Raw genomic sequence first — 22,208 nt, 5'->3', positions numbered from 1 at the left:
GCGCGCTACGCGCACATCATCTTGCGATCTTGCGAGTGCGGCGCCCGGTACGTTCCGGGCGCCGGCTTGAGGGCGCGACGCAGCGATCAGTAGGGAATCTCGATCTCGGCGTTGCTGGTGGCGTCGTAGGTGTTGGCGCCGTACTCGGCGTGGTGGGTGCAGACCACGGTGATCTTGCGATAGATGCCGTAGACGAAGTTCGACTTGAAGTGCACGTCGACCAGCGCGCCGTTGCCTTCCTCGTCGTAGTCGGTGGTGTAGCCGTTGCCGATCTGATCGTAGGCGTTGCAGCGCACGTTGATGTAGTTGGCATCGACGCGGTCGTTGTTGGCGTTGGCGAAGCGCGAGTACGCGCGGATCTTCAGGCGCTTGCCGCCGGCCGGACGTCCGTCGGACTCGTAGCCCTGGTTCTGGATCACCCCCTGCAGCGTGTAGACCGGCGTGCTGCCGCCGCCGCCACCGCCGCCGCCGCACTCGATGCCGTTGTCGAGGCTGACCTCGTTCTGTAGCTGGATGGGTTCGGCGGTGCAGGCCATCGCCAGCGGGGCGGCGAGGCTCAGTGCGAGGGTGAGGGCGACTTTTGCGATGCGCTTGTCCATGGATCTTGCTCTCCTGAGAGTCTTGCGGATGTCTGCGATGGGCATGACCGTGCTGCGCCGTTGGCTGCCCGCAGCGCGTCGCGGCCCTGTCGATGCAGGTCCGGGCGCGGGCGGTTCGGGGCGCACGCAGCCGCGCTCGCCGGCCGTGGTGGCCGTGAGGTCGCAGAAGCGATGGCGGATGTTCCCCGTGCGCGCGAGACGGCCGTGGCCGTGTCGTGCGCGGTGCAGCGAAAGCACGGATGACGTCCTTCCCCGGAACGTCATCCAACAGCGGCGGTCGCGGCGCCGCTTCGACATGACGGCGCCCGCCACGGCGTTATAGCAGGGAGGATGAGGTGCACGCGCGCGGCGTGTGGCGATGTCTACGAAATCCGGTCAGCACGGCACTCGCGCAGCAGCATCGGCAGCGTCGAAGCGGGTACGGGCGTTCCGCATGCTCACCTGGCCGCTGCACCCGATCCGTATCATGGCGCGTCCTTCGCTGCGTCCCCTCGCATGAGCTACGCCATCGTCTGGTTCCGGCGCGACCTGCGCCTGCACGATCAACCCGCCCTGCAGGCCGCGCTGGATGCCGGGCATACGCCGGTGCCGGTGTACCTGCACAGTACGGAAGACGAGGGCGCATGGGCCGCCGGCGCGGCTTCGCGCAGTTGGCTGCAGCGCTCGCTGGCAGCGCTGGACGCGCAACTGCGCGCGCGCGGTTCGCGCCTGATCCTGCGCCAGGGCCCGGCCGAGGTCGCCTTGCGCCAGGTGATCGCCGACTGCGGCGCGGAGGCGGTGTACTGGAACCGCCGCTACGAGCCGGCCACGCAACCGCGCGACGCGCGGCTCAAGCGCGAACTGCGCGAACAGGGCCTGGAGGTGCACAGCCACAACAGCGCGCTGCTGTTCGAACCCTGGCAACTGGCGACGCAGCAGGGCGGCCCGTACAAGGTGTTCACCCCGTTCTGGCGCAGCGCCTTGAGCCATTGGCAGGTGCCCGCGTTGCAGGCCGCGCCGAAGACGCTGCCAGCGCCGCCCAAGGATCTGGACAGCCTGCCGCTGGAACGACTCGGCCTGGCGCCGGCGCTGGACTGGGATCGCGGCTTCTGGGAGGTCTGGCAGCCGGGCGAGGCGGGCGCACACGAGGCGCTGGACGTGTTCGTCGACGGCGCGCTGCGCGACTATCTCGATGGCCGCGACCGCCCCGACCAGGTCGGCACCTCGCGGCTGTCGCCGCACCTGCATTTCGGCGAGATCGCGCCATGGCGCATCGTCGCGACGCTGGAACGGCAGCGCCGCGCCGCCACCGCCGCGGCGATCGACGGCTACATCCGCCAGCTCGGCTGGCGCGATTTCGCCCACCACCTGCTGCACCATTTCCCGGACACGCCCGAGCGCAACCTCAATCCGCGCTTCGAGCGCTTTCGCTGGGCCAAGCCCGATGCGGCGACATTGCACGCCTGGCAGCGCGGACGCACCGGCGTGCCGATCGTCGATGCCGGCCTGCGCGAGCTGTGGCACACCGGCTGGATGCACAACCGCCTGCGCATGATCGTCGCCAGCTACCTGTGCAAGCACCTGCGCGTGCATTGGTCCGAAGGCGCGCGCTGGTTCTGGGACACCCTGGTCGATGCCGACCTGGCCAACAACACCCTGGGCTGGCAGTGGGTGGCCGGCACCGGCGCCGATGCCGCGCCGTATTTCCGCGTGTTCAATCCGGTGACCCAGGCGCAGAAGTTCGATCCGAAGGGCGAGTACATCGCGCGTTGGGTGCCGGAACTGGCAGCGCTGCCGGTGGCCGACCGCTTTGCGCCCTGGCAGGCACCGCAGCGACTGGCGCACGCCGCCCCGCAGTATCCGCGGCAGCCGATCGTGGACCTGGCCGCCGGCCGCGATGCGGCGCTGGCCGCCTATCGTGAGACCGCCGCCGGCTGAGCACTGCGCGGTGTTGCGCGGCGCAGCACGGCCGCAGGCGCGATTGACGCCCTTCGCGGGGCCATGATTCACTCCGGGCTCGGACAGGAGCCCGCATGGCCACCAGCTCAGCTCGCCGCAAGCCGCAGCGCGAACCGATGTCGCGCGTGGACACCGCCTGGTTGCGAATGGACCGGCCGACCAATCCGATGATGATCACCGGCGTGCTGATGTTCGACGAGCCGCTGACCCTGCCTGCGCTCAAGCAACTGGTGCGCAAGCGCTTCCTGGCCTTCCCGCGGTTCCTGCAGAAGCCGGTGGAGACCGCCACCGGCGCCTACTGGCAGCGCGACGACGATTTCGATCTGGACTGGCACGTGCGCCTGTCGGCCTTGCCCGGGCGCGGGCAGAAGAAGGCGCTGGAGCGCTTCGCCGGGCAGATGGCCTCCACGCCCTTGGACAAGACCAAGCCGCTGTGGCAGTTCCACCTGATCGAGCGCTACGAAGGCGGCTCGGCGCTGGTGGCGCGGATCCACCACAGCTATGCCGACGGCATCGCGCTGGTGCAGGTGCTGCTGTCGCTGACCGATACCCAGCGCACCCCGGAGCCGTCGGCGCAGCTCGGGCGCGCGTGGCTCAAGGACGACGGCAAGGAGGTGGTGCGCCGGGTCGGCGCGGTGGACCGCTACCTCAAGCTCGGCGGGCGCATGCTCGACAAGGGCCGGGCGATGGCGCAGGACCCGAACCTGCCGCAGATGCTGGCGCGCGAAGGCGGGCTGATCGGCCGCGAACTGGTCAATGCGCTGCTGCTGGCCGACGATCCGCCGACGCTGCTGCGCGGCCGCCTCGGCGTCAGCAAGCGCGTGGCCTGGGCCGAGCCGCTGGACCTGGACGAGGTCAAGGCGGTGGGCCGCGCCTGCGACTGCACGGTCAACGACGTGCTGATGGCGACCATGGCCGGCGCCTTGCGCGACTACATGCTCGAACGCGGCGAACGCCTGGACGGGGTGACCCTGCGCGCCACCGTGCCGGTCAACCTGCGCCCGCTGGAGCACGCGCGCAAGCTCGGCAACCACTTCGGCCTGGTGTTCCTGGACCTGCCGGTGGGCGAGGCCAATCCGGTGCGGCGCCTGCAGTGCGTGGCCGAGTCGATGCAGCAGCTCAAGCAGTCGCGGCAGGCGATGGTGGTGTTCGGCCTGCTGGCGGCGGTGGGCATGGCGCCGGCGGCGCTGCAGTCGGCGGCGCTGGACCTGTTCAGCCGCAAGGCCACCACCGTGGCGACCAACGTGCCGGGGCCGCAGCAGCCGCTGTACCTGGCCGGCAGCCGCGTGCGCGAGATGATGTTCTGGGTGCCGCAGACCGGCTCGATCGGCGTCGGCGTGTCGATCATGAGCTACAACCACCGCGTGCACTTCGGCCTGATCGGCGATGCGCGGCTGATTCCCGATCCGGACGCGGTGATGCGGCGGGTCGGCGCCGAATTCGAAAAGCTGCTGTACCTGGCGCTGATGGGCGATTGGGAGCAGCCGCTGCGCGCGGCCGACGCCGAAGACCTGCTGCCGTCTTCCTGAACCGGGCGCATCGCGCGCCGGGCTGCGTTCATCCGCGCCTCGCGTGGCCCTGTTTATGCTGCCGCCACGTCAAACCAGGTTCGGAGAGAACATGATGAAAACGACCACCCTTCGCGGCGTGTACGTGGCCCTGGCCAGTGCGCTGGTGCTGTCCGCCTGCGCCACCGGCGGCTCCTACGTGCAGCGCGACCAGTACGGCAATCCCACCGAGCAGCAGAACCGCACCGGCCGCGGCGCGCTGATCGGCACCGCGGTCGGCGTCGCCGCAGGCCTGCTCAGCGGCAGCAGCGCCACCGAGCGCCGCCAGCACGCGATGATCGGCGCAGGCATCGGCGCGCTCAGCGGCGCGGCGATCGGCAACTACCAGGATCGGCAGGAACGCGCGCTGCGCGAGCGCACCGCCAACACCGGTATCGACGTGCGCCGCGACGGCGACAACATCACCCTCAACCTGCCCGACGGCATCACCTTCGACTTCAACCAGTCCACGCTCAAGCCGCAGTTCTATTCGGCGCTCAACGGCGTGGCCCAGACCCTGGGCGAATACAACCAGACCATGATCGAGGTGGTCGGCCACACCGACAGCATCGGCAGCGATGCGGTCAACCAGCGTCTGTCCGAACAGCGCGCGTCCTCGGTGGCCGCCTACCTGACCGCGCAGGGCGTGCAGCCCGAGCGCATCCAGACCCTGGGCGCGGGCAAGAAGTACCCGATCGCCGACAACAGCACCGAGGCCGGTCGCGCGCAGAACCGCCGCGTGGAGATCCGCGTGGTGCCGCTGCGCGCCTCGGCCGGCTGACCGATCCGCCGACCGCAACGACGAACGGGCCGCACTGCGGCCCGTTCGCGTTTCTGCGCTGCTGCTGCGACGCGTTGCGCGCGGCGCGGCTCAGACCAGTGCCACGTCCTCTTCGTCCTCGGCTTCCGTTTCCAGTGCCGCCGGCACCGGCGCCGGTGTGGCTGCGATGCGCGGCAGGCTGGCCAGCGACTGGGTGTTCATCGCCACACCGCTGCAGAGGGTGAACTCGGCGCCGTCCTCGGCCTGCTGCGTGGCCAGCTTGGCCGGGCACTGCGCCATCATGTAGCTGACGTCGAAGTTGAGCTTGTCGACCAGGAAGTCGACGAAGGCGCGCACCTTCGGCGAGAGCATGCGCCCGCCCGGGAACACCGCGTTGAAGTCCAGGTCCGGCCCGACCCAGCCGCCGAGCACGCGCCGCGCCTTGCCGGCCTCGATCAGCGGCTTGATCGTCGCATCGCTGGCCAGCACCAGGCCTTCGCCGCAGACCAGGCCGCCGATCAGCGCCGCCGAATCGTTGGCCAGCAGGATCGGCTGGACCAGGAATTCGCCGCTCTGCTTGCCGTTGCGCAGCGGCCAGCACAGCCGGGTGCCGCCGCCGCGGCCGTTGCTCAGTGCCAGCGTGCGGTGGTGCTGCAGGTCGTCCGGATGCAGCGGTTCGCCATGGCGCTCGATGTAATACGGACTGGCGAAGACCTGGGTGCGGAAGGTGGCGAGCTTGCGCGCGACCATGGTCGAATCCGGCAGCGTGCCCATGTGCAGGGCCACGTCCACGCCTTCGGCGATCGGGTCGACCTTGTCGCTGGTCATGATCATCTCCAGGCGCACTTCCGGATGCTGGCGGTGGAATTCGCCCAGGATCGGCGCCACCCACGAGATGCCGGCCGAATAGGGCACGCTGAAGCGCAGCCAGCCGCGCGGGCCGGCCTGCAACTGGCCCACCGCGCTCTCGGCTTCCTCCAGTTCGCGGGCGATGCGCTGGCAATGCTCGTGGTAGACCGCGCCGGCCTCGGTCAGCCCGAGCCGGCGCGTGGTCCGGTGCAGCAGGCGCGCGCCCAGCCGCGCTTCCAGGTCCTGCACCTTGCGGCTGACGGTGGTCTTGGGCAGGCCGAGGGCATTGGCCGCGGCGATGAAGCTGCCTTGCTCGACCACCTTGACGAAGATCAGGGTGTCGTTCAGATCGTGGCTCATGGCGGTTCCTTGAGGTGGAGACGATTGGACCGATAGCGGGACGATTATTCCCCTTAATTCGGACTAATCAAGTGCGGCTTTGGCGCCTAATTTGTCCGCATTCGCCATCACCGACGGTCTTTGCCCATGTCGATGCGCACTCTGTTCCAGTTTTTCGCCTGCCCCGATCGCCAGCCGCGGCGCCGTTCCGCGCCGGTGGCGCCGGCGCAATCCCTTTACCCGAGGGCGTTTCGCGAGTTCACGCCGCCGCCGCGGCGGCAGGGCGGCAGCAGCCTGCGCCTGGGCGCGTCCGGCACCGATCGGCTGGGACGCATCGCGATTGTCCCGTCGGCGGGAGGAAAAGTCCCGTGAGCGGGACGTTGGTCCCCGAGGTCCTGGTCCTCGGCGGCAGCGGCACGGTCGGGCAGGGCGTGGTCCAGGCGTTGCTGGAGGCGGGCAGCCCGGTGCTGGCAGTGGGGCGCGATCGCGCCCGCCTGGCTGCGCTGCGCGATCGCCACCGCGACGAACCCGCGCTGGACGTGCTGGCCGGCTCGGTCGCCACCGACGCGGCCGCCGCGGCCCTGGTCGCCGAGATCGCGCAGCGGCCGCGGCCGCTGGCCGCGGTGGTCGCCGCCCTGGGCAGCCCGCTGCGCCCCGGGCGCCTGCTGGAGCGACCGCTGGGCGCGCTGCGCCGGCGCCTGGATGCGGATCTGCTGCCGCATCTGGCTGCCGCGCGGCATCTGTTGCCGCTGCTGGCGCAGCACGAGCGCGGCGCCCGCTACGTGCTGCTGGGCAGTCCCTGCGCGCTGCGCGCCTGGTCCGGGCATGGCGACAGTTCGGTCGCGGCCTCCGCGATCCGCATGCTTGCGCAGGTGCTGCACGAGGAAGCCAAGCCGCTGGGCGTGCACGTGCATCTGCTGTCGCTGTCCGCGCCGGTGTGCCGCAGCGACGACGCCATCGGCGACTGCCCGGAGTGGTTCACCACCCTCGGCGTCGGCCGCGCCGTGGTCCACCTGCTTGCCGATGCGCAGCGGCCGGACCGCGCCCTGGTCGAGATCGATCGCCGCCACTTTGCCCAGCCGCGCAGCGCCTTGCTCACCCCCTTGCCGTTTTCCTTCTCCACCCACGAGGTCTCTCCATGAATCCGATTCCGATGCCGTCGCGCCTGCTGCCGGGCGCCCTGCGCCCGCTGGCGGTGGCGCTGCTGGTCGCCACGCTCGCCGCCTGCGGCGGCAAGGCCAACGAACAGGGCGCGCCGCCGCCGCCGAGCGTGGGCGTGGCGCCCGCGCTGCAGAAGCAGATCAGTCAGTGGGACGAGTTCAGCGGCCGCGTCGAGGCGGTCGAGCACGTCGACCTGCGCCCGCGCGTGTCCGGCTACATCGACAAGGTCAATTACGTCGAAGGGCAGGAGGTGAAGAAGGGCGATGTGCTGTTCACCATCGACGCGCGCAGCTACCGCGCCGACCTGGCCCGCGCCGAGGCCGATCTGGCGCGCGCACGCACCCAGGCCAAGCTCAGCGCCAGCGAGGCCGCGCGCGCCAAGACCCTGTCCGAACAGCAGGCCATCTCCACCGAGAGCTGGGAACAGCGGCGCGCCGCGGCCGAGCAGGCACAGGCCGACGTGCTGGCCGCGCAGGCGGCGGTGGACAGCGCACGCCTGAACCTGGAATGGACCCAGGTGCGCGCGCCGATCGCTGGCCGCGCCGGCCGCGCGATGGTCACCGCCGGCAACCTGGTCAGCGCCGGCGACAGCGCCAGCGTGCTGACCACGCTGGTGTCGCTGGACAAGGTGCACGTGTACTTCGATGCCGACGAAGGCACCTTCCTGCGCTATGCGCAGATGGCGCGCGACGGCCAGCGCCCGAGCGAGCGCGACGGCAGCCTGCCGGTGCAGGTCGGCCTGGTCGGCGAGGACGGCTATCCGCATGCCGGCAAGGTCGATTTCCTCGACAACCAGCTGGTGCGCAGCACCGGCACCATCCACGTGCGCGCGTTGCTGGACAACGCCGATCGCCGCTTCACCCCCGGCCTGTTCGCGCGGGTGCGGCTGCTCGGCAGCGGTCGCTTCGACGCGGTGCTGATCGACGACCGCGCGGTGCTCACCGACCAGGACCGCAAGTACGTCTACGTGGTCGACAAGGACGGCAAGGCGCAGCGGCGCGACGTGCAGCTCGGCCGCAGCGCGGACGGCCTGCGCATCGTGCGCAGCGGCTTGTCCGCCGGCGACAAGGTCATCGTCGACGGCGTGCAGAAGGTGTTCATGCCCGGCATGCAGGTGCAGGCCAAGCCGATCGCGCAGACCGCGTCTCCTGCCGCACCGCGCCAGGCCGTCGCCCTCGACTGAGTCGCGGGCGCCGACGCAGCACCGGCCGGGTCATGACCTGCCGGCCGCGCCCGCCGGGCCCGCGATGGCCCGGCGTCGCCACCGGCATGCCTGCGTCCGCGCCCGGCCCCCCGTTTCATCCGTTTCCAGGACCACCACCCATGGACTTTTCCAGATTCTTCATCGACCGGCCGATCTTCGCCGCCGTGCTGTCGATCGTCATCTTCGCCGCGGGCCTGATCGCCATCCCGCTGCTGCCCATCGGCGAATATCCGGACGTGGTGCCGCCTTCGGTGGTGGTGCGCACGGTGTATCCGGGCGCCAATCCCAAGGTCATCGCCGAGACCGTCGCCACGCCGCTGGAGGAAGCGATCAACGGCGTGGAGAACATGATGTACATCAAGTCGGTCGCCGGCTCCGACGGCGTGCTGCAGATGACCGTGACCTTCCGCCCTGGCACCGATCCGGACGATGCCGCGGTCAAGGTGCAGAACCGCGTGGCGCAGGCGCAGGCGCGCCTGCCCGAGGACGTGCGCCGGCAGGGCGTGACCACGCAGAAGCAGTCGCCGACCTTCCTGATGGTGGTGCACCTGACCTCGCCCAAGGGCAAGTACGACACCCTGTATCTGCGCAACTACGCGCGCCTGCACGTCAAGGACGCGCTGGCACGGATCCAGGGCGTGGGCGATGCGCAGGTGTTCGGCGGCGGCGACTACGCGATGCGCGCGTGGCTGGATCCGGAGCGGGTGGCCGCGCGCGGGCTCACCGCCAGCGATGTGGTCGCGGCGATGCGCGAGCAGAACGTGCAGGTCTCCGCCGGCCAGCTCGGCGCCGAGCCGATGCCGGAGAGCAAGTTCCTGACCCTGATCAACGCGCAGGGCCGCCTGCGTACCGAACAGGAGTTCGGCGACATCGTGCTCAAGGTCGGCGCCGACGGCCAGACCGTGCGCCTGTCCGACGTCGCCCGCCTGCAGCTGGGCGCCGGCGACTACACCCTGCGCGCGCAGCTGGACGGCAAGAACGCGGTCGGCATCGGCATCTTCCAGGCGCCGGGCGCCAATGCGCTGCAGATCCGCGACCAGGTCATCGCCAAGATGGACGAGCTGACCAAGCAGTTCCCGGACGACGTGAAGTACGAAGCGGTGTACGACACCACCATCTTCGTGCGCGACTCGATCAGCGCGGTGGTCCACACCCTGCTGGAGGCGGTGCTGCTGGTGGTGCTGGTGGTGATCCTGTTCCTGCAGACCTGGCGCGCCTCGATCATTCCGCTGATCGCGGTGCCGGTGTCGGTGGTCGGCACCTTCGCCGCGCTGTACCTGCTGGGCTTCTCGATCAACACGCTGACCCTGTTCGGGCTGGTGCTGGCGATCGGCATCGTGGTCGATGATGCGATCGTGGTGGTGGAGAACGTGGAGCGCAACATCGAGGAGGGGCTGACCCCACTGGCGGCCGCCCACCAGGCGATGCGCGAGGTGTCCGGCCCGATCATCGCGATCGCGCTGGTGCTGTGCGCGGTGTTCGTGCCGATGGCGTTCCTGTCCGGGGTCACCGGGCAGTTCTACAAGCAGTTCGCGGTGACCATCGCCATCTCCACCGTGATCTCGGCGATCAACTCGCTGACCCTGTCGCCGGCGCTGGCCGCGCGCCTGCTGCAAGGCCACGACGCGCCCAAGGACCGCCTGTCGCGCGGTATGGAGCGGCTGTTCGGCGGCTGGCTGTTCCGTCCGTTCAACCGCTTCTTCCACCGCAGCTCCGACCGCTACCAGGGCGCGGTGTCGCGCATCCTCGGCCGCCGCGGCGCGGTGTTCGCGGTGTACGTGGCGCTGCTGCTGGTCACCGGGCTGATGTTCAAGGCGGTGCCGGGCGGCTTCATCCCGACCCAGGACAAGATGTACCTGATCGCCGGCGTCAAGCTGCCGGAGGGCGCCTCGATCGAGCGCACCGACGCGATGCTGCGCAAGGTCGCCACCATCGCCATGCAGACCGACGGCGTGGCCCATGCGATCTCGTTCCCGGGCCTCAACGCGCTGCAGTTCACCAATACGCCCAACACTGGCGTGGTGTTCCTGCCGTTGAAGCCGTTCGCCGAGCGCCACCGCAGCGCGCTGGAAATCAATGCCGAGATCAACCAGCGCATCTCGCAGCTGGGCGAGGGCATGTCGTTCGCCTTCATGCCGCCGCCGATCCTCGGCCTGGGCAACGGCAACGGCTACCAGTTGTTCATCGAGGACCGTGCCAACCTCGGCTACGGCGCGCTGCAGAACGCGGTCAGCACCATGCAGGGCGCGGTGGCGCAGACCCCGGGCATGAGTTTCCCGATCGGCACCTACCAGGCCAACGTGCCGCAGCTCGATGCCGAGGTCGACCGGGTCAAGGCCAAGGCCCAGGGCGTGGCCCTGACCGATCTGTTCGACACCTTGCAGACCTACCTGGGCTCGACCTACGTCAACGACTTCAACCAGTTCGGCCGCACCTGGCAGGTGATCGCCCAGGCCGATGCGCCGTTCCGCGAGAGCGTGGAGGACATCGCCCGGCTGCGCACCCGCAACGCCAACGGCGAAATGGTGCCGATCGGCTCGATGGTGACGATCAAGCAGACCTACGGTCCGGACCCGGTGCTGCGCTACAACGGCTATCCGGCCGCCGACCTGGCCGGCGAAGCGGATGCGCGCTCGCTGTCCTCGGCCGAGGCGATGGCCAAGATCACCCAGATCGCCAAGCAGGTGCTGCCCAACGGCATGGAGATCGAGTGGACCGACCTGAGCTACCAGCAGGTCACCCAGGGCAATGCGGCGCTGGTGGTGTTCCCGCTGGCGGTGCTGCTGGCGTTCCTGGTGCTGGCCGCGCTGTACGAGAGCTGGACGCTGCCGCTGGCGGTGATCCTGATCGTGCCGATGACCCTGCTGTCGGCGCTGTTCGGGGTGTGGCTGAGCGGCGGCGACAACAACGTGTTCGTGCAGGTGGGTCTGGTGGTGCTGATGGGCCTGGCGTGCAAGAACGCGATCCTGATCGTCGAGTTCGCCCGCGAGCTGGAACTGCAGGGCAAGGGCATCGTCGAATCGGCGCTGCAGGCCTGCCGCCTGCGCCTGCGCCCGATCGTGATGACCTCCATCGCCTTCATCGCCGGCACGGTGCCGCTGGTGTTCTCGCATGGCGCGGGCGCGGAAGTGCGCTCTGCCACCGGCATCACCGTGTTCGCCGGCATGCTGGGCGTGACCCTGTTCGGTCTGTTCCTCACCCCCGTGTTCTATGTCGCCCTGCGCAAGCTGGCCGGGCGGCCGCTGGTCTCGCATGCGCCGGCCCACGCCGACGCGCCGGCGCACGGCTGATCCTTTTCCCATCCTTCTCAGGAGTTTTGCAATGAACGCAGCACACAAGATCGCCCTGGTCACCGGCGCCACCCGCGGCATCGGCCTGCACACCGTGCGGCAGCTGGCCGAAGCCGGCGTGCACACCCTGCTGGCCGGGCGCGACGCGACCCGCGCCAGCGCCGCGGCCCTGGAACTGCAGGGCGAGGGCCTGCCGGTGGAGCCGCTGACCCTGGACGTCACCGACGCCGCCAGCATCGCCGCCGCGGTGGAGACGGTGCGCACACGCCATGGGCGGCTGGACATCCTGGTCAACAACGCCGGCATCCTGCGCGACGACCCGCGCCTGAGCGTGTCGCAGCAGAGCCTGGAGACCTGGCGCGAGACCTTCGACACCAACCTGTTCGGCCTGATCGCGGTCACCCAGGCGTTCCTGCCGCTGCTGCGCGAGGCGCCGGCCGCGCGCATCGTCAACGTCTCCAGCGTGCTCGGTTCGCTTGCCCTGCACAGCCAGCCCGGGTCGCCGATCTACGACTTCAAGGTGCCGGCCTACAACGTGTCCAAGAGCGCGGTGAATGCCTGGACCATCCAGTTGGCCTACGAACTGCGCGAGACCCCGATCAAGGTCAACACCATCCACCCCGGCTACGTGAAGACCGACATGAACGCGGGCGAGGGCGAGCTGGAAGTGGCCGACGGCGCGCGCAGCAGCGTGATGATGGCGCTGCTTGACGCCGACGGCCCGACCGGCAGCTACACCCATGTCGGACAGGTGCTGCCATGGTGATCCGTCCCGTCTTCGGCGCACTGGCGCTGGCGCTGCTCAGCGCCTGCGCCAGCGTCGGCCCCGACTACCGCGTACCGGCGCAGCCGCCGGTCACCCTGCAGGGCGCCGCGTCGCCGGTGTTCGCGACCGACTCGCCGGTCGCGTCCTGGTGGGCGCAGTTCGACGACCCGGTGCTGGAACAGCTGGTGCACGACGGCCTGGTCGCCAACCTGGACCTCCGCCTCGCCCTGGCGCGCGTGCACGAGGCGCGCGCGGTCTTCGCCGAGCAGCGTCTGGACCAGGCGCCGCATGTCACCGCCGGCGGCGACTACACCCGCGGCAAGGCCCCGGACGCGGACGCTGGCGGCGCGCGCGTGCTCACCGAAAGCTACCGGCTGGGCTTCGATGCCGCCTGGGAGCTGGACCTGTTCGGGCGCCAGCGCCGCGCCAGCGAAGCGGCGCGTGCGAACCTGGAAGCCGAACAGGCCGGCCTGGCCGACGCCCAGGTCACCGTGGCCGCGGAGGTGGCACGCAACTACTTCGCCCTGCGCGGCACGCAGAAGCGCATCGCGCTGGCGCGGACCACGCTGGACAACCTGCGCGACACCCAGCGGCTGACCGAGACCCGTTGGCGACTGGGCGCCGGCAGCGAACTGGACGTGCAGAGCAGCCGCGCGCGGCTGAAGGCGATCGAGGCCGACATCCCGCTGCTGGAAGTCGATGCCGCACAGGCGCGGCACCGGCTGGCGGTGCTGCTGGGCAAGCCGCCGGGCGCGCTCGATGCACTGCTGGCGCCGCAGCCGACCCCGGCCTATGCACGGGCCTTGCCGCTGGGCGACACAACGCAGTTGCTGCGCCGGCGTCCGGACGTGCGCATCGCCGAACGCCGTCTGGCGGCGGCGACCGCGCGCGTCGGCGTGGCCACCGCCGACCTGTTCCCGCGGATCAGCCTGTCCGGTTTCGTCGGCTTCCTGTCCGGCGATGCCGGCGCCTTGCTGCACGGCCGCAGCAAGGCCTGGTCGCTGACCCCGTCGATCCAGTGGGCGGCGTTCGACCTGGGCAGTGTGCGGGCACGCCTGCGCGCGAGCGAAGCGCAGGCCGACGGCGCCGCAGCCGACTACGAGAAAGCCGTGCTCGGCGCACTGGAGGACACCGAGAACGCCTTGACCGCTTATGCCCACGAACAAGCGCGGCTGGCGATCGTGGCCGAACAGACGCAGGCGGCGCAGCGGGCCGAGGCGTTGGCGCAGATCCGCTATCGCGAAGGCTCGGAGGATTTCCTGACCCTGCTCGATGCGCAGCGCACGCAACTGACCGCCGAGGCGGCCCTGGCCGACGCCGAAGCGGCGGTGAACATCGGCGTGGTGCGGGTGTACAAGGCGCTTGGTGGTTGGGGGCAGGACGCGGGCACGGAGGCCGGCAGCCGGGACGTCGCGACCACCGCGGTGGCGGCGTCCGCGGTGCAGGCGCGCTGAGCAGAGCGCTGCACCTGCCGCGGTGCGGGACGACCGTTCGCACCGTGGCGCCTGGTCGGCACCGCTCGTCATGTGCTCTCGCCGCCATCCGGCCGCTTCCCAGGTTTGTCTATAGGAGCGGCGTCAGCCGCGCCGGGCGTTCCCGCTGAAGCCCGGCGCGGCTGCATGGCTGGCGACTCCCACAATGGCTTGCGGCGAGCCCTGCGGGTGCACTGTGCGAGGGACTTCAGCCCCGACGCATTGCGCCATCGGAACGCACGCCAATTCGCCCGGCATCACAGTTGGTGCTCACAGGATGCTTCCCGCCATCGGAGCGGTACTGGTGACGGCGACCGGACCGAAGACCAGCCGGGCATGTGGCAGATCGCCGCGGGTGCTGGTCGTTCAGTCCTGCGCCACGTCCTCGGCGATCACATAACGGTCGCGACCGTTGTTCTTGGCCTGGTACAGCGCGGTGTCTGCGCGCGAGAACCAGTCGTGCCACTGCACCTCGTCGCACAGCATCGCCGCACCCAGCGACACGGTGATGGTGCCGTTGGGGCCGCGCAGCGCAGAGCGGGTGGCATCGTGCAGGCGCCTGGCGAAGGCGGACAGTTCGGTCGCGGACTGCAGCCGTGCCACCACCACGAACTCCTCGCCGCCGAACCGGAACACCTCGTCCGGCGCACGTACCTGCGCGCGCAGCAGCGCGGCCAGCTCGGCCAGCACCCGGTCGCCCTCGGCATGGCCGTAGAGGTCGTTGACCTCCTTGAAGTGATCGATGTCGAGCACGATCAGCCCATGCCGGCGAGTCGCACGACGCGGATCGGCCACCCGTTGCGACAGGCTGCGCTCGAGCATGCGGCGGTTCGGCAGCCCGGTCAGCGAATCGTGCGACGCCAGTTGTTCCAGCTGCACGCGATCGCCTTCCACCCGCAACGCGAGCATGTAGCCCAGCCCGGTGATCAGCAACGACACCGAGATCATCGAAAAGAAGTGCTCGGCACCCAGGGTGCTCGGGGTCACCACCAGCAGCACCGCGATCAGAGTGGCATTGCAGGCCAGCGCGACATGGCGCGTCACCACGAAGAAATTGCTCATCATCACCAGGTACAGCCACGGCACCGCGGCGTGGCGCAGTGCATGGCAGGCCAGGGCGCTCCCCAGCAACCAGCTCAGCGACAGCAGCGGATCCATGCGGCCGTCGCCACGGTGCAGCGCCAGCCAGGTCGCCAGCGCGGCCAGGCCGGCCAGCGCGGCGCCGGCCAGTGCAGTCAACGGCGCGCCGATCGCCATCTGATAGACGGCGAACAGCAGCAGCACCCCGGCCGTGGACGGACCGAGTGTCTTGATGATGCCGAGCCGGAAGTGCCGACGCAGGGTCAATCCGGCGCTCACGGGGCTGGACTCCGGAGCGGCGCAAGTTCATTGCAGGCGGGCTGGCGAGGGCGGGCAATGAACATGGCGACGTCAGGATGGCGAAGAGGTGTTGCGGTGGCAGAGGCAAGTTCCATGCCTGAGGTTCTTTTGTGGTGAATATCCCGAAGCTGACCGCGGCGCAGCGGGATTGCCGACACGTATGGCATCACGACGACGTCGCATTGGCGGAGGGATCGGCGTCGCGCCGATCAACCTGCGCCACGCGGCAGACGTTGTCTGGCGGCGGGTGGTACAGCGCTGTTGCGAGGACGCTCGCGCCTGCCTCTACCCGCCGGAGAGGGTGGCGCGCAGCGCCGGATGAGGGCACGGGCGAAGCGGGGCGCTAGCCGGGCAAACCGTACTCTCGTCGCGTGGGGGCGGTGTTGTGTGCAGATGGACGCAGCGCCGGCCGGACGGGCTATCTCTGCAGCGCTACCGTCGCCGGCGCGATGGGATGAGCAAGACGTGCCGGCCAGGAGGCGGGTTACGCTTCGCTGCCGTCGATGGCCTTCAACCCCTTCTGGCTGAGCGCCAGATCGCCGTCCTCGCCTTGCGCCGCGTAGTCCTCGCGCACCGCCCAGGTCGCCTCGGCTTCGCTGACCGGGGTGGTGGCATGGATGTCCTGCAGGATACGCAGTTGTTCCTGGGTCAATGGCATGGGGAGTGTCCGAATCGAGGAGGGCGTCTGCCACCGTACAGACCGGCGGTGACGGGTATGTCGGCGCGTCGCCGATGCCGCCATCGCCAGTGCCCGCCTAGGCGCTCTTGGCGGCGGCGCGGTTGGCATGCGCCGTCATCGCACGGCAACGACGCCGCCGACATCATTTCGCAACGCCTCAAGGACGCCGGCGTAACGGACACGGACGCATGATGCGCCTACCAGCTGTGCGGCCGGGGCGATGCCTGGGGCTGCTTCAAGGATGCAGGCATCCGCGGCTGGACCACTTTCTTCGCGCACCGGCAGGTAGATCGCCTGCTGGTGCGTTGGCATGTCAGCTGGCGCTGCGCAAGGCCATGCGCGGCCTGCCGCGCATGGTCGCCTCAGGCGCTCCTGGGTGCCGAACAGCCGTGCATCGTGCATCGTCCGGAGCAGGTGGAGCAACGCCTAGTGCCGAGGCATTGGGAAGGGCGACCTGATCAAGGGCGCGTTCAACCGTTCGTGCGTGGGCAGGCTGGTGGAGCGCAAGGCCCGGCTGGCGGTGCTGTGCGAGAGCAGGGGGCACGGCCGGCCTCGGAATCCTCAGGTCCCCCACGTATGCTCCGGCTCCTGCGCGTCGTCCACACCCGCCTGGCATCCAGTCGTTCTAATTGGCTAATTCAACGGCCTTTACCGGCTTGTACGCGGCTCCGTCTCCTTCCAGGATGACTTTGACCTTCATCTGGAGGATTTGTGCGGTTTGCGCCAGTTTCAGAATGTTCTGGCCTGCAATATCTCCGCAATACCACTCTCCGCCCTGGAAGTTATGTCCTGTGGGTGACCCCGCGATCTGAAAGAAACAGGTGCTCCCGGTATTGTTCGCCTTGACATTTCTCAGGTATCCGGTTTCGGTATATTCGCCTGCCATTGCATTCAGGCTCAATGACGAAAGGCAGATTGCGATTGCAAAGGCTGGGGGCTTGATTTTCATTGTCGTGCTCCTGTTTTTTCGTGTGGGTCCACTAAAACGAACGACTGCAATGCGCAGACTCGTGTGGGGTGTGGACATCTGTTTGGTTTGTGGCCGTCTACAGTATTTTTGGGGGGGGCATCAGATGGAACGTGCACCACCCACTCTCCCGGCAAGCGCAATGCCCGCTGGGTAAACGGTGGTTCGATTTTTCAGGGAAATACTGTGCTGGAGACGGACGTCGGTATGTCGATGGTCAAAGTATAATGCTGGATATTATTTGTTTGTCATAGAGCCTTTTGATGATTTCGTACCTGGGGCATGAATGCGAGGATGCTCTCGATCTGCTCGATGCCGGGAAGCCGTTCGCCGCGTCGCAGACGAAGCGCAGCGGTAGTTCCATCGCATGCTCATTTAGCGCCAGTACTACCTGGCTCGCTGGCTCGTCTACCACCAGGTATGGTGAGTCGCTGGGCTGTTCTCCATCGAAATCAGCGTTGAAAGCGTCCGAAAGATTCCATCGATCCTCCCAGAAGTCGTTCGAGTACAGCACCGAGTCTTCGTCATCGTAATAGTCGTCGACCATCTCTTGGTTGAGCTCGGCGTGACTGATGACTCTGCCGAAAGGAAACCCATCGACCGCCACATATTCGGACATGCCGTCATAGTCGATGATGAGTTGATTGATTCTTTGCCATTCCGGGGAGCCCGCCACATGGCTGTCGCGGACTCTTTGCAGGGAGGACGAAACACTATAGAAATTGCTGCCCGGCATGATCATGTAGATCCATGCGCTCTGATCGCTGCCGACCATGCTCAGGCAATGGTTGACGACTGCTTTCAAATCCGAGCTCGTCGATACGAAGGCGGAGGTATAATGCTCGACACTTTCTCCGGTGAAGTGATGGGCGAGGTCGTAGTCGCGGATTCTGCCGTTGTTGTGCGGATAGAACCCGCCGGCTTGTTGAATTTCATCGGGTGACCGCGTATCGCATCTGAAAAGAAAATCTGGTGGGTCGTTTGCCCAGGCCAGTGAAGGACAGATGATGAGACAGAATAGACAGAGCAGATTTTTCAATTCCAGAACTCCAGCAGATTTCTCAAGGCGATGGCTCCATAGGCGATGAATATGGAAATGATTGTATTTATTTAATATGTACAATTATTAAACTCGCCAATGAAAATGGGCGAAAACTCATTGGCATTTGCGATTGGGTTTTCATATTCAGCCCCATGGTCGGGCAGTTCCATGCCCCCGGCCTTGATGGTGTAGGGGGCGCGCCTGCTTCCCTCGCAACGCGGACAGCGCTTGGCTCGGGAAATCGTCGTTCATGCTCGCGTCCTGTCGCATCCGATCGAATGCCCCCGAGAGTGCTGCAGCGGCACGCGAGGCAGCCAGACGGGCGACATCGCCCATCGGTAGAAAACGGGGTGCACCAAGTGGCTCGGGCCAGCGAGGGTCCGAAGATCGGTGGGAGCGAAGATGCGCGCCTATGGCACAGCCGGGCGGCGCAGAAAATAAGGCTTCGGCACGGGGTTTGATACCTCGTTTGATACCTGGACCAGGCTCAAATCGATCATCAAACCCCGGGCCAAACCTTCGCAGAATCAAGCGTTTACTGCTCTTTTCCGCGATCAGATGGTGGAGGTGGGCGGAATCGAACCGCCGTCCGAAGGCACTCCATCCCCGGCACTACATGCTTAGCTCATCGTTGGATCTCGCCCCGGAACAGCACGATGTGCGAAGCGCATCCCGGGACCAGCCTGCTTGATTTAGCCAATGGCTGACAGGCAGCCACCACCGGCGATTCCGTGATAATGACCCTACGTCGCGAGCACGGACACAAGCGATTTCGGGGCTAGGCCTTAAGCGGCCAGTGCGTAGTTGTCGTCGTTGGCAACTATAAGTTTGCGGCTGGATTTACGAGGAAAGCTGCCCCCTCGGCATGCGCCAAGCGATTTTGCAACCCCCGTCGAAACCAGTGCACCCCCGGGGACAACGTCAAACGCTGACCTGCACAGTGTAGGGATCGGGGAGGGCAGTCACAAGTCTTGAGACAGGCCGCGCTTAAGCTGGCTTCACTGCGACGCCGGCTCTGTCACGCCGCCGTCCCCCAGGCATTCCCCCAGGCATGGAGCAGCGCAATGGCAAGCAGACAGCCGCGTGGCCGCAGCAGCGGGCGTACGCCCAAGGCACCCGTCACGTCCTCGACGTCCACCCCCGGCAAGGCGCCGGCCAAGGCGCCGGCGAGATCTGCCGCCAAGCCGACAGCAACAGCGCGCAAGACGCCAGCGGTTGGTACGCGGGCTGCCAAGGCGGCGAAGAAGACGGCGCCGGCATCGGCAGCTCCATCCACGAAGGGACCTGCATCGGCAAGGCTGGCAGCACCGTCCAGATCCGACGCCGCGGCTCCCGGCGCCAGCAGACCTGCCTCGGCGACGCCCGCCGCCGCTCTACCGGCGGGCAACGCGCTGCGGCCCAAGGCCACCGGCGAAGGTTCGCTGGCGCAGGGGCGGGCACGCACGGTCGTCTACATCCATGGCATCGGCAACAAGCCGCCGGCCGAGGTGTTGCGCTGCCAATGGGATCGCGCGCTGTTCGGTCGCGCGATGGGCGAGCGCACGCGCATGGCCTACTGGGTCAACCGCGAACGCTATCCGTCGCCGGAGCCCGGCGATTGCCAGGATCAGGACCGCGGCCCGGTGTTGAACCAGGCCGAGCAGCGCGTGCTCAGCGCACTCGGCGTGGCCCCGCAACTGGCCGATCTGCGCCAGATCGCCGACACGCTGGCCGCCAGCGAGGCCGAGCGCGCACGGCTGCACCAAGTGCTGGACGAGGTGGAGGCGGCGGTGCCGGCACCGGCGGCTGCAGTCGCCGACGTGCACGCGCAGGGCGTGGTCGACGTGCTCAACCGCGCACTGCTGAAGCTGATCTCCGCGGCGCTGCTGCAGGACGTGCACGACTTCTTCTTCGTGCCGGCGCGGCGTACGCAGATGCGCGAGAGCCTGCTGCAGCGCATCCGCGCCGGTGGCGGCCCGTTCGTGGTCATCGCGCACAGCCAGGGCTCGCTGATCGCCTACGACGTGCTGCGCGAGCTGCAGCCGCAGGACTGCGAGGTGTCGCTGCTGCTCACGCTCGGCTCGCCGCTGGGGCTGCCGGTGGTGCGCAGCATGTTCAAGGAGTGGACCGGCACGCCGAAGCTGCCGTTCCCACCCTGCGTGGCGCGCTGGGTCAATGTCGCCGAACGGCGCGACCCGGTGGCGCTGGACGATGATCTCAGCGACGACATCGCCGATGCCGGCGGGCGCTTCCACAACATCGCCGGGTCGAAGATCAACCCGGATTGGCAGCACAACCCGCATTCGGCCGCCGGCTACCTGTCCATCCCCGACGTGCGCGCCGAGGTGCGGCGCGCGGTGGGCGTGGGCTTCGATCAGCCGATCGCGCATCCGGTGCTGATCAAGGACTTGTCCGATCAGCTGGAGGCGCGCGCGCCGGATTATCGTCATGAGGTGCTGATCGAACTCGAGCGGTTGTCCGACGCCGGCGATCCGGCGCAACGCAAGCATGAGTTGATCGCCGCGTTGCGTGCGCTGACCGAGGCCTCCACCGGCCTGCACGGCGAGGCGCTGGATGCGCAGATCGAACTGGAGGACACGCTGCAGCGCTACGTGTCGGCGCGGCTGACCCGTTTCGAGATCGAGAGCCTGCGCGAGCGCTATCGCGACCTCAATCTGAAACGCCTGTGGCGAGATGCGGGCAAGCGCGCGCTGATCTACCAGTCGCGCAGCACGATCCAGGTGGACGCGGCACAGGTGGCCTATCGCGCGCTCGGCAGCGGCATCGGCTGGGCGGTGCTGGACAGCGGCATCGCCGCGGCGCATCCGCACTTCCATACCGCCGGGCAACCGGCGACCGTGCTTGCCCAATGGGACTGCACCCAGCGCGGACGCCCGCGCGCGTTGCGCCCGGGCGAGGCCGGCTTCGACACGCTCGACGGCAATGGTCACGGTACCCACGTGGCCGGCATCATCGCCGGGCAGTGCGAAGCGCCGCTGCCCGGTTTGCCGGCCACTGCGCCACTGCAGTTCGCCGGCATGGCGCCGCTGGCGCGGCTGTACGGGCTGAAGGTGCTGGACGACGACGGCAACGGCCGCGACTCGTGGATCATCAAGGGCGTGCAGCAGGTCGCCGAATTCAATGAGCGCGCCGGCGAACTGGTGGTGCACGGGGTCAACCTGAGCCTGGGTGGCTACTTCGACGCCGAGAGCTATGGCTGCGGCTTCACCCCGCTATGCAACGAGTTGCGCCGGCTGTGGCGGCAAGGCGTGGTGGTGGTGATCGCGGCCGGCAACGACGGCCTGGCCTGGCTGATGCAGGGCGACGGTGAGGCCTACCCGCTGAACCTGGACCTGAGCATCGGCGACCCGGCCAACCTGGAGGAGTCGCTGGCGGTGGGTTCGGTGCACAAGAGCAGCCCGCACAGCTACGGCATTTCGTACTTCTCTTCGCGTGGCCCGACCGCCGATGGCCGCTACAAGCCGGATCTGGTCGCGCCGGGCGAAAAGATCCTGTCGGCGCACCACGGCTATGCGCTCGAGGATCCCGGCACCTGGATGGTGGAGATGAGCGGCACCAGCATGGCCGCGGCGCATGTGTCGGGGTTGATCGCCGCCTTTCTGTCGGTGCGCCGCGAGTTCATCGGTGCCCCGGATCGGGTCAAGCAACTGCTGCTGGCGCAGTGCCTGGACCTGCAGCGCGATCGCTACATGCAGGGCAGTGGGCTGCCGAGCTTGATGCGAATGCTTGGCGGGACGTGAGTGGGGCGGGGATGATCAGCCATTCGGCTGCTGAAAAGTCGGGGATTCGGGATTTGGGATTCGCAAACGGCGGTTCCCTGGGGCAGCGCGGTCTCCCGTGTGGGAGCGGCTTCAGCCGCGACGCGGTGAGGCCGGGATTGGGGGCGGGGATCGAGGGGCGAAACAGGCTCGGAGGCCGCATCGCCTTTCATGTCGGAATCTGCTTTCGCCGCAACGGGTGACTGCCGATGTTTCCAGATGAGGGCATGAAACGGGCTGCGCGTCTTCTGCGGCCGGTGCGACCGAATCACGTCGCGTTCCGACTTCATCGCGTCGCGGCTGAAGCCGCTCCCACAAGGGCATCCATGCACCGCGGTGCGCTCTTGCGGCTGTCGTGCCACGGCGTTGTGGCGTCGCACTTGCGGCTGAGCTTGTGGGAATGGGAGCTGCGGTTGCGACTCCCCAATCCCCAATCCCGGCTCCACTGTGTCGCGGC

At 68.2% G+C, this 22,208-nt stretch carries 16 protein-coding genes, 1 other RNA gene and 1 pseudogene; 10 read left to right on the top strand and 8 right to left on the bottom strand.

Annotated elements, in window-relative coordinates:
• Positions 1-86 precede the first annotated feature (86 nt).
• On the bottom strand, positions 87-599 hold the full coding sequence (locus tag SLW56_RS04610) for a hypothetical protein (RefSeq protein WP_152243329.1): 513 nt from the start codon (positions 597-599) through the stop codon (positions 87-89).
• 495 nt (positions 600-1,094) lie between these two features.
• Between SLW56_RS04610 and SLW56_RS04605 the strand changes: the two genes are divergently transcribed.
• The 3 genes from SLW56_RS04605 (at position 1,095) to SLW56_RS04595 (ending at position 4,865) form a co-directional block, all read left to right on the top strand.
• Complete coding sequence (locus SLW56_RS04605) at positions 1,095-2,516, top strand: deoxyribodipyrimidine photo-lyase (protein WP_320694408.1); 1,422 nt, start codon at positions 1,095-1,097, stop codon at positions 2,514-2,516.
• A gap of 95 nt (positions 2,517-2,611) precedes the next feature.
• Positions 2,612-4,066 (top strand): wax ester/triacylglycerol synthase family O-acyltransferase, encoded by a 1,455-nt coding sequence (locus tag SLW56_RS04600; RefSeq protein WP_017909015.1) that lies wholly within the window; start codon positions 2,612-2,614, stop codon positions 4,064-4,066.
• 91 nt (positions 4,067-4,157) lie between these two features.
• The gene (locus SLW56_RS04595) at positions 4,158-4,865 is read left to right on the top strand and encodes an OmpA family protein (RefSeq protein ID WP_320694407.1); all 708 of its coding nucleotides are present in this window, start codon (positions 4,158-4,160) and stop codon (positions 4,863-4,865) included.
• A 90-nt stretch (positions 4,866-4,955) separates the two neighbouring features.
• Here the strand turns inward: SLW56_RS04595 and SLW56_RS04590 are convergent, their stop codons facing one another.
• The gene (locus SLW56_RS04590; protein WP_295917628.1) at positions 4,956-6,053 is read right to left on the bottom strand and encodes a LysR family transcriptional regulator; all 1,098 of its coding nucleotides are present in this window, start codon (positions 6,051-6,053) and stop codon (positions 4,956-4,958) included.
• A 347-nt stretch (positions 6,054-6,400) separates the two neighbouring features.
• Between SLW56_RS04590 and SLW56_RS04585 the strand changes: the two genes are divergently transcribed.
• The 5 genes from SLW56_RS04585 (at position 6,401) to SLW56_RS04565 (ending at position 13,907) form a co-directional block, all read left to right on the top strand.
• On the top strand, positions 6,401-7,174 hold the full coding sequence (locus tag SLW56_RS04585) for an SDR family oxidoreductase (protein WP_295910676.1): 774 nt from the start codon (positions 6,401-6,403) through the stop codon (positions 7,172-7,174).
• Entirely contained in the window at positions 7,171-8,376 is a 1,206-nt protein-coding gene (locus SLW56_RS04580) for an efflux RND transporter periplasmic adaptor subunit (RefSeq protein ID WP_320694406.1), read from the top strand. Before SLW56_RS04585 ends, SLW56_RS04580 begins: the two co-directional genes overlap by 4 nt.
• 140 nt (positions 8,377-8,516) lie before the next feature.
• Positions 8,517-11,687 (top strand): multidrug efflux RND transporter permease subunit, encoded by a 3,171-nt coding sequence (locus SLW56_RS04575; RefSeq protein WP_295943398.1) that lies wholly within the window; start codon positions 8,517-8,519, stop codon positions 11,685-11,687.
• Between the two features lie 31 nt (positions 11,688-11,718).
• Positions 11,719-12,453, top strand: coding sequence for an SDR family oxidoreductase (locus SLW56_RS04570; protein ID WP_295943400.1), 735 nt, complete (start codon positions 11,719-11,721; stop codon positions 12,451-12,453).
• Positions 12,447-13,907: an efflux transporter outer membrane subunit gene (locus SLW56_RS04565; protein ID WP_320694405.1), complete on the top strand. Its 1,461-nt coding sequence runs from the start codon at positions 12,447-12,449 to the stop codon at positions 13,905-13,907. Before SLW56_RS04570 ends, SLW56_RS04565 begins: the two co-directional genes overlap by 7 nt.
• Before the next feature lie 384 nt (positions 13,908-14,291).
• Here SLW56_RS04565 and SLW56_RS04560 read toward each other — a convergent pair whose 3' ends face one another.
• Positions 14,292-15,284 carry a GGDEF domain-containing protein gene (locus SLW56_RS04560; protein WP_052250742.1) on the bottom strand — a complete coding sequence of 331 codons (993 nt, stop codon included), beginning with the start codon at positions 15,282-15,284 and terminating at the stop codon, positions 14,292-14,294.
• 505 nt (positions 15,285-15,789) lie between these two features.
• The gene (locus tag SLW56_RS04555) at positions 15,790-15,963 is read right to left on the bottom strand and encodes a hypothetical protein (protein ID WP_167336246.1); all 174 of its coding nucleotides are present in this window, start codon (positions 15,961-15,963) and stop codon (positions 15,790-15,792) included.
• A gap of 423 nt (positions 15,964-16,386) precedes the next feature.
• Here SLW56_RS04555 and SLW56_RS04550 point away from each other — a divergent pair.
• Positions 16,387-16,516: pseudogene (locus SLW56_RS04550) on the top strand (IS30 family transposase); the annotation flags it as partial.
• Positions 16,517-16,609: 93 nt separating this feature from the next.
• Here SLW56_RS04550 and SLW56_RS04545 read toward each other — a convergent pair.
• From SLW56_RS04545 to SLW56_RS04530, 4 genes are all read right to left on the bottom strand, one after another.
• Positions 16,610-16,933 (bottom strand): hypothetical protein, encoded by a 324-nt coding sequence (locus SLW56_RS04545; protein WP_152182078.1) that lies wholly within the window; start codon positions 16,931-16,933, stop codon positions 16,610-16,612.
• Positions 16,934-17,168: 235 nt separating this feature from the next.
• A complete protein-coding gene (locus SLW56_RS04540; RefSeq protein ID WP_167336245.1) occupies positions 17,169-17,990 on the bottom strand; it encodes an enterotoxin A family protein in 822 nt (273 codons plus the stop codon).
• Between the two features lie 562 nt (positions 17,991-18,552).
• Positions 18,553-18,904: a transfer-messenger RNA gene (gene ssrA, locus SLW56_RS04535) on the bottom strand.
• Between the two features lie 107 nt (positions 18,905-19,011).
• Positions 19,012-19,437 carry a hypothetical protein gene (locus tag SLW56_RS04530; protein WP_152235802.1) on the bottom strand — a complete coding sequence of 142 codons (426 nt, stop codon included), beginning with the start codon at positions 19,435-19,437 and terminating at the stop codon, positions 19,012-19,014.
• 46 nt (positions 19,438-19,483) lie between these two features.
• On the opposite strand from SLW56_RS04530, the gene SLW56_RS04525 reads away from it, so the two are divergent.
• Positions 19,484-21,733 (top strand): S8 family peptidase, encoded by a 2,250-nt coding sequence (locus tag SLW56_RS04525; protein WP_320694576.1) that lies wholly within the window; start codon positions 19,484-19,486, stop codon positions 21,731-21,733.
• Positions 21,734-22,208 lie beyond the last annotated feature (475 nt).

It is taken from the genome of Xanthomonas sp. LF07-6 (assembly GCF_034105445.1).
GTDB lineage: Bacteria > Pseudomonadota > Gammaproteobacteria > Xanthomonadales > Xanthomonadaceae > Xanthomonas_A > Xanthomonas_A sontii.
The sequence above is the reverse complement of the archived record's forward strand: the minus strand, read 5'-3'. Positions and strand labels throughout refer to the sequence as shown.

Bases quoted from the DNA above. Each gene is read 5' to 3' on its own strand.
- SLW56_RS04555 (WP_167336246.1), bottom strand. From the start codon at position 15,963: ATGCCATTGACCCAGGAACAACTGCGTATCCTGCAGGACATCCATGCC.
- SLW56_RS04565 (WP_320694405.1), top strand. From the start codon at position 12,447: ATGGTGATCCGTCCCGTCTTCGGCGCACTGGCGCTGGCGCTGCTCAGC.
- SLW56_RS04600 (WP_017909015.1), top strand. From the start codon at position 2,612: ATGGCCACCAGCTCAGCTCGCCGCAAGCCGCAGCGCGAACCGATGTCG.
- SLW56_RS04605 (WP_320694408.1), top strand. From the start codon at position 1,095: ATGAGCTACGCCATCGTCTGGTTCCGGCGCGACCTGCGCCTGCACGAT.
- SLW56_RS04575 (WP_295943398.1), top strand. From the start codon at position 8,517: ATGGACTTTTCCAGATTCTTCATCGACCGGCCGATCTTCGCCGCCGTG.
- SLW56_RS04580 (WP_320694406.1), top strand. From the start codon at position 7,171: ATGAATCCGATTCCGATGCCGTCGCGCCTGCTGCCGGGCGCCCTGCGC.
- SLW56_RS04595 (WP_320694407.1), top strand. From the start codon at position 4,158: ATGATGAAAACGACCACCCTTCGCGGCGTGTACGTGGCCCTGGCCAGT.
- SLW56_RS04590 (WP_295917628.1), bottom strand. From the start codon at position 6,053: ATGAGCCACGATCTGAACGACACCCTGATCTTCGTCAAGGTGGTCGAG.
- SLW56_RS04545 (WP_152182078.1), bottom strand. From the start codon at position 16,933: ATGAAAATCAAGCCCCCAGCCTTTGCAATCGCAATCTGCCTTTCGTCA.
- SLW56_RS04610 (WP_152243329.1), bottom strand. From the start codon at position 599: ATGGACAAGCGCATCGCAAAAGTCGCCCTCACCCTCGCACTGAGCCTC.
- SLW56_RS04570 (WP_295943400.1), top strand. From the start codon at position 11,719: ATGAACGCAGCACACAAGATCGCCCTGGTCACCGGCGCCACCCGCGGC.